This window comes from Pseudomonas sp. PvP089 (genome assembly GCF_017875165.1).
GTDB lineage: Bacteria > Pseudomonadota > Gammaproteobacteria > Pseudomonadales > Pseudomonadaceae > Aquipseudomonas > Aquipseudomonas fortuita.
Genome location: NZ_JAGGME010000001.1, coordinates 6,412,362 through 6,423,866, shown reverse-complemented (window position 1 = coordinate 6,423,866; position 11,505 = coordinate 6,412,362). Strand labels below are relative to the sequence as shown.

Below are 11,505 nucleotides of genomic sequence, written 5' to 3'. Positions count from 1 at the left end.
AGCAGGCGCAATGTCCCTTCGACGGATCATGGTCACCGCGGTGCGCAACTTGCACCCGTTGACACTCTCGCCCTCCCCCCGCATCAATATCCTTTACGGCGCCAACGGCAGCGGCAAGACCAGCGTGCTTGAGGCCGTGCACCTGCTTGGGCTGGCGCGCTCATTTCGCAGCACCCGCCTGAATCCGGTCATCCAGTACGAACAGCCTGCCTGTACCGTGTTTGGTGAAGTGCAGTTGACTGAAGGTGGCACCAGTAACCTGGGTGTTTCCCGAGAGCGGCAGGGAGAATTCACCATTCGCATCGATGGGCAGAACGCACGCAGCGCCGCCCAGCTGGCGGAACTGTTACCGCTGCAGCTCATCAACCCAGACAGTTTCCGGCTGTTGGAAGGTGCCCCGAAAATACGCCGCCAGTTTCTGGATTGGGGGGTGTTCCACGTGGAACCTCGCTTTTTGCCAGCCTGGCAACGGCTGCAGAAGGCGCTGCGGCAGCGGAACTCATGGTTGCGTCATGGTACACTTGACGCAGCTTCGCAAGCCGCCTGGGACCGGGAATTGTGCCTGGCCAGTGCGGAAATAGATGAATACCGTCGCAACTACATCAAGGCCTTGAAGCCCGTCTTCGAGCGAACCCTGAGCGAACTGGTCGAGCTGGACGGGTTGACCCTGAGCTACTACCGAGGCTGGGACAAGGACCGGGAACTGCAAGAAGTACTCGCATCCTCTCTCCTTCGCGATCAGCAGATGGGCCATACCCAGGCCGGTCCGCAGCGTGCTGATCTGCGTCTTCGCCTGGCTGCCAATAACGCGGCCGACATCCTGTCGCGTGGTCAACAAAAGCTTGTGGTGTGCGCGTTGCGCATCGCCCAAGGCCACCTCGTCAGTCAGGCTCGTCGCGGTAACTGTATTTATCTCGTGGATGACTTGCCGTCCGAGCTGGACGACAAGCATCGCCGCGCGCTGTGTCGCTTGCTAGAAGAATTACGCTGCCAGGTGTTCATCACCTGTGTAGATCACGAATTACTGAGGGAAGGCTGGCAGACGGAAACGCCAGTTGCTTTGTTCCACGTGGAACAAGGCCGTATCACCCAGACCCACGACCATCGGGAGTGAAGGCATGAGCGAAAATCAAACGTACGACTCCTCCAGCATCAAAGTGCTGAAAGGTTTGGATGCCGTACGCAAGCGTCCCGGCATGTACATTGGCGACACCGATGATGGTAGCGGCCTGCACCACATGGTCTTCGAGGTGGTCGACAACTCGATCGACGAAGCCCTCGCCGGTCACTGCGATGACATCACGGTCATCATCCACCCAGACGAATCCATCAGCGTGCGCGACAACGGTCGCGGCATTCCGGTGGATGTGCACAAAGAAGAAGGCGTTTCCGCAGCCGAGGTCATCATGACCGTACTGCACGCCGGCGGTAAGTTCGACGATAACTCTTACAAGGTATCCGGCGGCCTGCACGGCGTGGGTGTTTCTGTTGTAAACGCCCTGTCCGAGAAGCTCGTACTGACGGTTCGCCGTAGCGGCAAGATCTGGGAACAGACCTACGTTCATGGCGTTCCACAAGCGCCGATGGCGGTAGTCGGTGAAAGCGAAACCACCGGTACCCACATCCACTTCAAGCCGTCGGCTGAAACGTTCAAGAATATCCACTTCAGCTGGGATATCCTGGCCAAACGTATCCGCGAGTTGTCATTCCTCAACTCGGGCGTTGGTATTTTGCTGAAGGATGAGCGCAGCGGTAAGGAAGAGTTCTTCAAATACGAAGGCGGCCTGCGCGCGTTCGTCGAGTACCTGAACACCAACAAGACGCCGGTCAACTCCCAGGTATTCCACTTCAACGTTCAGCGTGACGATGGCGTGGGTGTTGAAGTGGCTCTCCAGTGGAACGACAGCTTCAACGAAAACCTGCTGTGCTTCACCAACAACATTCCACAGCGCGACGGTGGTACCCACTTGGTGGGCTTCCGTTCTTCGCTGACCCGTAGCCTGAACAGCTACATCGAACAGGAAGGCCTGGCCAAGAAGAACAAGGTGGCGACCACGGGTGACGACGCCCGTGAAGGCCTGACCGCAATCATTTCGGTAAAGGTACCGGACCCTAAGTTCAGCTCGCAGACCAAAGACAAACTGGTCTCCTCGGAGGTGAAAACCGCCGTGGAACAAGAGATGAACAAATACTTCTCCGACTTCCTGCTGGAGAACCCGAACGAGGCCAAGGCCGTCGTTGGCAAGATGATCGACGCCGCTCGTGCGCGTGAAGCGGCGCGTAAAGCCCGTGAGATGACTCGCCGCAAAGGTGCGCTGGATATCGCTGGCCTGCCAGGAAAGTTGGCGGACTGCCAAGAGAAGGACCCTGCCCTTTCCGAACTGTACCTGGTGGAGGGTGACTCCGCAGGGGGGTCGGCCAAGCAAGGTCGTAACCGTCGCACCCAGGCGATCTTGCCGCTGAAGGGTAAAATCCTCAACGTCGAGAAAGCACGCTTCGACAAGATGATCTCGTCCCAGGAAGTGGGCACCCTGATCACTGCGCTTGGCTGCGGTATCGGCCGCGAAGAGTACAACATCGACAAGCTGCGTTATCACAACATCATCATCATGACCGATGCTGACGTTGACGGTTCGCACATCCGTACTCTGCTGCTGACCTTCTTCTTCCGTCAGTTGCCGGAACTGGTCGAGCGCGGCTACATCTACATTGCCCAGCCGCCACTGTACAAAGTGAAAAAAGGTAAACAGGAGCAGTACATCAAGGACGACGAGGCCATGGAAGAATACATGACCCAGTCGGCCCTGGAAGACGCAAGCCTGCACCTGGACGAGTCAGCCCCAGCGGTTTCTGGTGTGCAACTGGAAAGCCTGGTGAACGAGTTCCGTAGTGTCATGAAGACCCTCAAGCGCCTGTCGCGTTTGTACCCGGAAGAGCTGACCGAGCACTTCGTTTACCTGCCTGAGGTGACTCTGGAGCAGTTGGGTGACCACGCGGTGATGCAGGCCTGGCTGGCCAAGCTTCAGGGGCGTCTGAACTCTAGCCAGAAGTCTGGCCTGGCATACAACGCCAGCCTGCGTGAAGATAAAGAGCGCAATGTATGGCTGCCGGAAGTGGAAATCACCTCCCACGGCCTGGCTAGCTATATCACGTTCAACCGTGACTTCTTCGGCAGCAATGACTACCGGACCGTCGTCAACATTGGTGCCAAGCTTTCCAGCCTGTTGGGTGAAGGCGCTTATGTACAACGTGGTGAACGCCGCAAGGCAATCGTCGAGTTCAAGGAAGGCCTGGACTGGCTGATGAATGAGACCACCAAGCGTCACACCATCCAGCGATACAAAGGGCTGGGTGAGATGAACCCGGACCAGCTGTGGGAAACCACCATGGACCCGACCGTTCGCCGTATGCTCAAAGTCACGATTGAAGATGCGATCGCTGCTGACCAGATCTTCAACACCTTGATGGGTGATGCAGTCGAGCCGCGTCGTGAGTTCATCGAAAGCAACGCGCTGTCTGTGTCGAACCTGGACTTCTGATCAGGTGTAATTCGCCAGGCACTAAAAAGCCCGCTGATGCGGGCTTTTTAGTGTCCGCAAAAAATCAGTAGCCGGTAAGAATGTTCACGATCCTGCCACTGGCGATCGACATCAACACATAGTCGCCGTTCACGTACAGCCAACGGTGGTCACGCGGTGGCGCATACAGGTGGCGGGCTTTCCAGTCGGTCACCCAGTAACGGTCACCCCGGTAATGTGGATCAACTGCATGACCACGCTGCCATTGCTGGTGCGGTACAGGCATACCTGGCTGTGGGCGGAAGTTCGAGTCACGGTAAGCAGGGCCGCGGCCATTGTCATGTCGGCCCTGTTGCTTGGGCTGGCCATGTGGCGGGTTGCCTTGGTGCGATGGACCGCCATCATGTCGATCGGGTGGGCCCGGCTGCGCGAAGCCGGCCAACGGTGCGCTGAGCATGAGCGCGGCGCAGATCACGGTTAGGGTTTTCTTCATTTGCTGCGGTCCTCTGCCTGTTATCGTCTGGCCAGTGCTGACTGCCAGATGCGGTTAACTGATCAGACCACGATTTTTTACGTTTAATGTCAGGGCGCAGGTAAAGGTCCGGTAAAGTCTGCCGCCTATTCAGTTCAGTCCGAGTGCCTTCAAGCGGCGATACAGTGTACGTTCACTCATGCCAAGGTGGCTGGCCAGTTCGCTACGCGAGCCCTTGAACTCTTCCAGCGCCTGCGCCAGCTCACCCAGGTGGGTGCGACGGCCACCTGCCGTGTTCGCTGCCAGCGGCCCGATATCTTCCGGCAAGTGTTCAGGGCGGATCAGCCCGTCATCGGCGAACAGCCGCGCCCTCTCCAGGATGTTGCGCAGCTCGCGGATATTGCCCGGAAACGGATGCAACCCAAGTTGCTGCAAGGCATCGTCACTCAGCGTGGGCGTGGGTTTACCGGCCGTGGCCATGCGCTGCAGCAGGCTTTGCGCGAGCAGCGGCAGGTCTTCTACCCGCTCGCGCAATGCCGGCAGGCGAATCGGAAAGCCGCTGATGCGGTAGTACAGGTCTTCACGGAAGGAGCCCTGCGCAACCATCTGCTTGAGCGGCTTATGGGTAGCGGATACCAGGCGAAAATCTGAATGCACCGTGCGCAGGCTACCCACCGGGCGGAAGCTGCCGGACTCGATCAGACGTAGCAGTTTTACCTGCATCGCCAGCGGTACTTCGCCGATTTCGTCGAGAAACAGGGTACCGCCATGTGCCGCCTCAGCCAGGCCGATCTTGCGCTGGTGGGCACCGGTGAACGCACCTTTCTCATAACCGAACAACTCGCTTTCGAACAACGACTCGGTCAACCCGGTGCAGTCGACTACCACCAACGGGCCGTTTGCTCGGGGGCTGCCCATGTGCACTGCACGCGCGAACAGCTCTTTACCGCTACCGGACTCACCCTGCAGCAGCACCGGGATCTGCGCTGGCGCTGCACGTTGCAGGCTGGCCAAGGCAGCCTTGAAGGCTGGTGCGCGGCCCACCAGGCCCTGCTCCTGAGGTTGCGCTGACGCGAGAGTGATGGTGGTCAGGCGTTCGACAAACGCCACCACCCTGCCCTGCTCATCCAGAATCGGGCGCAGCTCGACATCCACATGCTCGGGGCCGCGTGGTGTGTGATGCACATGCAGCACTCGCTCGGGCACCTTGCTGTCCCACGCCTTGCGCATTGGGCAATGCTCGCCGGCCTGGTCGCACGGTACGGCATAGTGGTGCGAGACCTTATGGCATTTTTCACCCAGCGGCGCCTGATCATGCTGGCCGAACTGGCGGCGATAGGCGGCATTGGCGGCCAGGATGTTGTAGTCGGTATCCAGCACGATGGCCGGCAGGGCATCGTGCTCAAGGTAGGAAACCAGAGCTAGGATGAGGGGATGGGCTTCAGGCATGACGGCACCGTTTGGATGAACGGCGCAGCGTAACAAGGACTGCCAAACACTGCCATTGGCTGACAGTCGACTGCCACCTGCCTTGCCAGTATCGCTGCCAGTCGTCTTGACCGGGCCGGTTTCATTGGCGCAAGCGCGGTAAAAGGCCTGGCATGCATCTTGATACACCTCCTGGCACTGCCTACGCCTTGCAAGGCGGGGCAGATAAATTGGAGAACGTGATGATCATCGGCAACAACCTTCACGTGGACGCCTTTTACGACGAGGCGACCTCGACCATCAGCTACCTGGTCATGGACCGTGAAACCCGGCAATGTGCATTGATCGACAGTGTGCTGGATTACGACCCCAAGTCCGGGCGCACCTGCAGCGCTTCGGCGGATCGCCTGATCGAGCGCGTGACCGAGCTGAACGCCAGCGTGCGCTGGGTGCTGGAAACTCATGTACACGCCGACCATCTTTCAGCGGCCGCCTACCTGAAGGAAAAGCTGGGTGGCCATACCGCGATCGGCGCTCACATCACCCAGGTACAGAAAGTATTCGGCGCCTTGTTCAATGCAGAGCCTGGCTTCGCCCGTGATGGCAGCCAGTTCGACGTGCTGCTCGAAGACGAGGAAGGCTTGCGCATCGGCAACCTGCACGCCCGGGCACTTCACACACCTGGGCACACCCCCGCGTGCATGAGTTTCATGATTGAAGATGCGGGCGAGATTGCAGTGTTCGTCGGTGACACCCTGTTCATGCCCGACTACGGTACTGCCCGCTGCGATTTCCCTGGGGCCGATGCCCGTACCCTGTACCGTTCGATCCGTCGTCTTCTGGCTTTCCCTGACCATACCCAGCTGTTCATGTGCCACGACTACCTGCCAGGTGGCCGCGACATGCAGTACGTCACCACCGTGGCCGAGCAGCGCGCCAGCAACATTCATATTCATCAGGGTGTCGACGAGGACAGTTTCGTCGCCATGCGCGAAGCCCGTGACAAGACCCTCGACATGCCCGTGCTGATCCTGCCTTCGGTGCAGGTGAACATGCGCAGCGGGCACTTCCCCGCGCCGGAAGAGAACGGCGTGAGCTATCTGAAAATCCCGCTGAACAAGCTGTAACCGCCCTGCCCCATAATCAGATTTCCAGGATTTACCGCCATGCCTGCCTTGTTGTCCCCTGCCAATACCGACCACCACAAGGTGGTCATCGTCGGTGCCGGTGCCGCTGGTATCGCCACCGCTTCCAGCCTGATCAGCCGTGACCCGTCGCTGGACGTTGCCTTGATCGACCCCGCCGATGTGCATTACTACCAACCCGGCTGGACCATGGTCGGGGCCGGTGTGTTCAAGGCACCGAGCACCGCCCGCACCATGGCTTCGACCATCCCGCGTGGTGTGCGCTGGGTCAAGGCGCGGGTGCAGGGTTTCGACCCTCTGGGCCAGTTGGTCATGCTCGAGGGCGGTCGTGCCATCAGCTATGAACAGCTGATAGTGTGCCCTGGCCTCACACTGGACTGGGCGGCAATTGAGGGGCTCTGTGAAACCTTGGGCCGCAACGGGGTCACCTCCAATTACCGTTACGACCTGGCGCCCTACACTTGGGAGCTGGTGCAGAAACTCAAGCAAGGCCGTGCCGTATTCAGCCAGCCGCCCATGCCGATCAAATGTGCGGGCGCACCGCAGAAGGCGCTGTACCTGTCTTGCGATCATTGGCTGCGCAACGGCCATCTGGGGGCGGTTAAAGCCAGCTTCTTCAATGCCGGGGCAGTGTTGTTCGGTGTGGCGGACTACGTGCCTGCGTTGATGAAGTACATCGAAAAATACGCTGTGGACCTCAATTTTTCCCACAGGTTGGTCGCTGTGGACGGTCCGAACAAGCGCGCCACCTTCGTACGCACGCTGCCCGATGGCAGCAGTGAAACGCGCATCGAGGCGTTCGACATGCTCCACGTGGTACCGCCACAGGTGGCGCCGGCTTTTATTCGCGAAAGCCCGTTGGCCGATAACGCCGGCTGGGTCGATGTCGATCCGCATACCCTGCGCCATCGCAAGTACACCAACATCCATGCCCTGGGTGACGTGGCCAATACCAGCAATGCCAAGACCGCCGCAGCGGCCCGCAAGCAGGCGCCGGTAGTGGCCAACAACGTGCTGGTGGCACTGGGCCGGCTGCCCACCCTCGCCCAGTACGATGGCTATGGCTCGTGCCCGCTGACGGTAGAGCGCGGGAAGATCGTCCTGGCCGAGTTCACCTATGGCGGCAAACTGGCACCGAGCTTTCCCAGTTGGTTGCTGGATGGCCGCAAGCCGACGCGTCTGGCCTGGTTGCTCAAGGCGCAGGCGCTGCCGCCGCTGTACTGGCAAGGCATGCTCAAGGGCCGCGAGTGGCTGGCGCGCCCGCAGTTGGTAGTCGAGGGTGGGCAGTGATCGAACATCAATTGTTGGGGGCGGGCCTGGGCGCGATCATCGGTGCGGTGCTGGCGTTGACCGGCGCCGGCGGTGGCATTCTTGCTGTGCCCTTGCTGGTGTTCGGCCTGGGGCTGTCGATGGTCGAGGCTGCACCGGTCGGCCTGTTGGCCGTAGGCATGGCGGCGGCGGTTGGCGCAGTGCTGGGTTTGCGTCAGGGGTTGGTGCGTTATCGGGCGGCGCTGTTTATCGCACTGATCGGCGTAGCAGCGGCGCCGTTCGGGCTGATGCTGGCGCACCGCTTGCCGAATACACCTTTGCAGTTGGTGTTTGCCGGGGTGCTGGTGTACGCCTGCCTGCGTATCTGGCGCAAGGCGGCCAAAGACCTGCGCGGTGAAGCCAATGACGCCCATCGCTATATCGAACCCTGTGTGCTGAACCCGTTGCAAGGTCGCTTGCGCTGGACCCTGCCATGCGCGCGTGCCCTGGCATTTACCGGTGCCTTGTCTGGGTTGCTGTCTGGTCTGCTGGGGGTTGGCGGTGGTTTCGTCATCATCCCGGCCCTGAACCGCTATACCAACCTGCGCATGGCCAGCATCGTGTCCACCTCGCTGGCGGTGATCGCACTGGTGTCCACCGGCAGTGTGGTCAGCGCCAGCCTGGCGGGTGTGATGCATTGGCAGGTTGGAGCCCCGTTTGCATCAGGCGCGGTGCTCGGCCTGCTGCTGGCGCGGCCATTGGCGGCCAGGCTGGCCGGGCCGCGTTTGCAGCAGATGTTTGCGGTGGCCGGTTGGACGGCGGCATTGCTGCTGGCTGGCAAGGCACTATTGGGCTAGCAGCGCGTCCTGTTCTGCGGCGCACAGCGCCAGCAGGTAGTCCCACACCACCCGCAGGCGCACTGACTTGTGCAGCTCGCGGCGGGTGCAGATCCAGTAGCTGCGCTGGATGGTTTCGCCAGGCAGTACGCGCACCAGCGTCGGGTCGTCGTGAGCCATGTAGTTGGGCAGTACGGCGATGCCCAGCCCGGCGCGGGCGGCAGCCTGTTGGGCAATGACGCTGGTGCTGCGAAACACCACGGTCGGTGCCCGGCAGAAACTGTTGAGAAACAGCAGTTCCTGGCTGAACAGCAGGTCGTCGACGTAGCCGATCCAGTTGTGCCGGGCCAGGTCCTCACGGTTGCGCAACGGCGGTGCCCGGTCCAGGTAGTCCTGGCTGGCGTACAGCGCCAGGCGGTAGTCGGTGAGCTTGCGGGTTATCAGCAGGTCGGCGTTGGGGCGTTCCAGGTGAATGCTGATCTCCGCTTCGCGGTTGAGGATGCTGACAAAGCGCGGCACCGCCACCAGTTCCACCTCCAGGCCCGGGTAGCGCTCGAACAACGCGTTCATGCGTGGGGTGAAGAACATGATGCCGATGCCTTCGGTCACCCCCAGGCGAATTTTGCCCAACGGGGTGATGGCCTGGGTGATTTCTTCCTGCGCCAACAGCGCGACGTTCTCCATGGCCTCGGCATGCTTGAGCAGGGCTTGGCCCGAGGGGGTCAGCTCGTAGCCCTGGGCATGTTGTACAAACAGCGCAGTGCCCAGGCTTTGCTCGATGCTCTCGATATGCCGGGCCACGGTGCTGTGGGTTGTGTTGAGGCGCTTGGCGGCGGTAAGCAGGCGGCCGCTGCGCTGCAACTCGAGGAAAAACCGCAGATCGTTCCAGTCGAACATGCTGATCCTTGTGGCTGTTCGTCCGGCCCTTTCGCGGGTAAACCCGCTCCCACAGGGACCGCGCCGCCTTCAGAAGCAGCGTCGAACCTGTGGGAGCGGGTTTACCGCTAAGAGGCCGGTATAGGCTTACCCCTGTGCTAAAACGCACAACGGCTGCGCGAAATCTCGTGTTTCACTCACGAAATTACGCACTAAGATGGATCGGGACAAGAATAAAAAACGGGCGCGAAGTTGCAAATGCCATCAGCCGATTCTGTCTTCGACTACGTGGTCGTAGGGGCCGGTCCCGCCGGTTGCCTTCTGGCCAACCGTTTGTCCGCCGACCCATCCTGCCGCGTTTTGCTGCTGGAAGCAGGTGGCCGCGACAACTATCCCTGGATTCACATCCCCGTCGGCTATCTCTATTGCATCGGCAACCCGCGCACTGACTGGTGCTTCAAGACCGAGGCGCAGCCAGGCCTGGGGGGGCGCGCACTGGGCTACCCACGCGGCAAGGTGCTCGGTGGCTGTTCTTCAATCAACGGCATGATCTACATGCGTGGCCAGGCGGCGGACTATGACCGCTGGGCCGAGCAAGGCAATGACGGCTGGGCCTGGAAGGACGTGCTGCCGCTGTTCAAGGCCAGCGAAAACCACTTCGCCGGCGCCAGTGAGCACCACGGCGGTGACGGCGAATGGCGGGTCGAGCGCCAGCGCTACAGCTGGCCAATCCTCGATGCTTTCCGTGATGCCGCCGAGCAAAGCGGCATCGGCAAGGTCGACGACTTCAACACCGGCGACAACCAGGGCTGTGGATACTTTCAGGTCAACCAGCGCAGCGGCGTACGCTGGAACGCCTCCAAAGCTTTCCTGAGGCCGATAAAGGACCGCGCCAACCTCACTGTGCTGACCGGCGTTCAGGTTGACCAGCTACTGCTCAACAACACCCGGGCGCGGGCCGTGAAAGCATTTTGGCAAGGCGCCTGGCACGAGTTTGCGTCGCGTCGCGAAATCATCCTCTGCGCCGGCGCTGTTGGTTCACCCGGTATTCTGCAACGCTCCGGCATCGGCCCGCGCCAGCTGCTGGAAAGCCTGGGCATTGGTGTACGCCACGATATGCCGGGCGTGGGGGGCAACCTTCAGGACCACCTGCAACTGCGCCTGATCTACCAGATCCGCAATACCCGCACCTTGAACCAGATGGCCAATAGCCTCTGGGGCAAGATGGGCATGGGCCTGCGCTACCTTTATGACCGCAGCGGCCCACTGGCGATGGCGCCGAGCCAGCTGGGCGCGTTCGTGCGCTCGAGCCCGGACCAGGCCACCGCCAACCTGCAGTATCACGTTCAGCCGCTTTCACTGGAGCGCTTCGGTGAGCCGCTGCATTCGTTCCCGGCCTTTACCGCATCGGTGTGCAACCTGCGTCCGGTAAGCCGCGGGCGTATCGATATCAGCAGCACCGACATGAACAGCACGCCGCTGATCGACCCCAACTACCTCAGCGAGCCACAGGACCTGCGCGTGGCCGCCGATGCCATCCGCCTCACCCGGCGCATCGTGCAGGCCCCTGCCCTTGCAGCGTTCGACCCCAAGGAATACCTGCCAGGCCCAGCCCTGCAAACCGAGCAAGAGCTGTTTGAGGCAGCCGGCAAAATTGGCACCACCATCTTCCACCCGGTCGGTACCTGCCGTATGGGCAGCGGTGCCTTGGACGTTGTGGATAACCAGTTGCGCGTGCACGGCATCCCCGGTTTGCGTGTGGCCGATGCCTCGATCATGCCGCAGATCACCTCCGGTAATACCTGTTCACCGACCCTGATGATCGCCGAGAAGGCGGCGCAACTGATCCTCAAAGGAGCTGCTACCCAGACCTACATGAACGAAGACGCGATACCGACCCCCTGACCCGGGTGCGTGCAACACCGGTGGCTCGCGGTCAGAAGCCGCCGACAGTGGAACAAAAAGAATAATCACTGTGGCCT

At 60.9% G+C, this 11,505-nt stretch carries 9 protein-coding genes; 6 read left to right on the top strand and 3 right to left on the bottom strand.

The features are described from left to right. Window positions 1-10: 10 nt before the first annotated feature. Window positions 11-1,114, top strand: coding sequence for a DNA replication/repair protein RecF (gene recF, locus J3A71_RS29260; protein WP_209953597.1), 1,104 nt, complete (start codon window positions 11-13; stop codon window positions 1,112-1,114). Between the two features lie 4 nt (window positions 1,115-1,118). Beyond that, window positions 1,119-3,539 (top strand): DNA topoisomerase (ATP-hydrolyzing) subunit B, encoded by a 2,421-nt coding sequence (gene gyrB / locus J3A71_RS29255; protein WP_016489923.1) that lies wholly within the window; start codon window positions 1,119-1,121, stop codon window positions 3,537-3,539. A gap of 64 nt (window positions 3,540-3,603) precedes the next feature. Here the strand turns inward: gyrB and J3A71_RS29250 are convergent, their stop codons facing one another. Beyond that, window positions 3,604-4,011 carry an RcnB family protein gene (locus J3A71_RS29250; RefSeq protein WP_016489924.1) on the bottom strand — a complete coding sequence of 136 codons (408 nt, stop codon included), beginning with the start codon at window positions 4,009-4,011 and terminating at the stop codon, window positions 3,604-3,606. A 129-nt stretch (window positions 4,012-4,140) separates the two neighbouring features. Further along, window positions 4,141-5,439, bottom strand: a complete 1,299-nt coding sequence (locus J3A71_RS29245) for a sigma-54-dependent Fis family transcriptional regulator (RefSeq protein ID WP_024717852.1) — start codon at window positions 5,437-5,439, stop codon at window positions 4,141-4,143. A 221-nt stretch (window positions 5,440-5,660) separates the two neighbouring features. Here J3A71_RS29245 and J3A71_RS29240 point away from each other — a divergent pair, with 221 nt between their 5' ends. Genes J3A71_RS29240 through J3A71_RS29230 form a run of 3 tightly spaced genes read left to right on the top strand, consistent with a single transcriptional unit; the run spans window position 5,661 to window position 8,668 of the window. Beyond that, window positions 5,661-6,545 (top strand): MBL fold metallo-hydrolase, encoded by an 885-nt coding sequence (locus J3A71_RS29240; RefSeq protein WP_016489926.1) that lies wholly within the window; start codon window positions 5,661-5,663, stop codon window positions 6,543-6,545. Between the two features lie 39 nt (window positions 6,546-6,584). Then, window positions 6,585-7,853, top strand: a complete 1,269-nt coding sequence (locus J3A71_RS29235) for an FAD/NAD(P)-binding oxidoreductase (protein WP_096425419.1) — start codon at window positions 6,585-6,587, stop codon at window positions 7,851-7,853. Then, window positions 7,850-8,668, top strand: a complete 819-nt coding sequence (locus tag J3A71_RS29230) for a sulfite exporter TauE/SafE family protein (protein ID WP_016489928.1) — start codon at window positions 7,850-7,852, stop codon at window positions 8,666-8,668. The genes J3A71_RS29235 and J3A71_RS29230 overlap by 4 nt, the downstream gene beginning before the upstream one ends. Here J3A71_RS29230 and J3A71_RS29225 read toward each other — a convergent pair. Next, entirely contained in the window at window positions 8,657-9,544 is an 888-nt protein-coding gene (locus J3A71_RS29225; RefSeq protein ID WP_060519805.1) for a LysR family transcriptional regulator, read from the bottom strand. The two genes, J3A71_RS29230 and J3A71_RS29225, sit on opposite strands and share 12 nt — an antisense overlap. 237 nt (window positions 9,545-9,781) lie before the next feature. On the opposite strand from J3A71_RS29225, the gene J3A71_RS29220 reads away from it, so the two are divergent. Further along, complete coding sequence (locus J3A71_RS29220; protein WP_096425420.1) at window positions 9,782-11,428, top strand: GMC family oxidoreductase N-terminal domain-containing protein; 1,647 nt, start codon at window positions 9,782-9,784, stop codon at window positions 11,426-11,428. Window positions 11,429-11,505: the final 77 nt, after the last annotated feature.

Coding starts and splice junctions, on each gene's coding strand:
- recF (WP_209953597.1), top strand. CDS start 11: ATGTCCCTTCGACGGATCATGGTCACCGCGGTGCGCAACTTGCACCCG.
- gyrB (WP_016489923.1), top strand. CDS start 1,119: ATGAGCGAAAATCAAACGTACGACTCCTCCAGCATCAAAGTGCTGAAA.
- J3A71_RS29250 (WP_016489924.1), bottom strand. CDS start 4,011: ATGAAGAAAACCCTAACCGTGATCTGCGCCGCGCTCATGCTCAGCGCA.
- J3A71_RS29245 (WP_024717852.1), bottom strand. CDS start 5,439: ATGCCTGAAGCCCATCCCCTCATCCTAGCTCTGGTTTCCTACCTTGAG.
- J3A71_RS29240 (WP_016489926.1), top strand. CDS start 5,661: ATGATCATCGGCAACAACCTTCACGTGGACGCCTTTTACGACGAGGCG.
- J3A71_RS29235 (WP_096425419.1), top strand. CDS start 6,585: ATGCCTGCCTTGTTGTCCCCTGCCAATACCGACCACCACAAGGTGGTC.
- J3A71_RS29225 (WP_060519805.1), bottom strand. CDS start 9,544: ATGTTCGACTGGAACGATCTGCGGTTTTTCCTCGAGTTGCAGCGCAGC.
- J3A71_RS29220 (WP_096425420.1), top strand. CDS start 9,782: ATGCCATCAGCCGATTCTGTCTTCGACTACGTGGTCGTAGGGGCCGGT.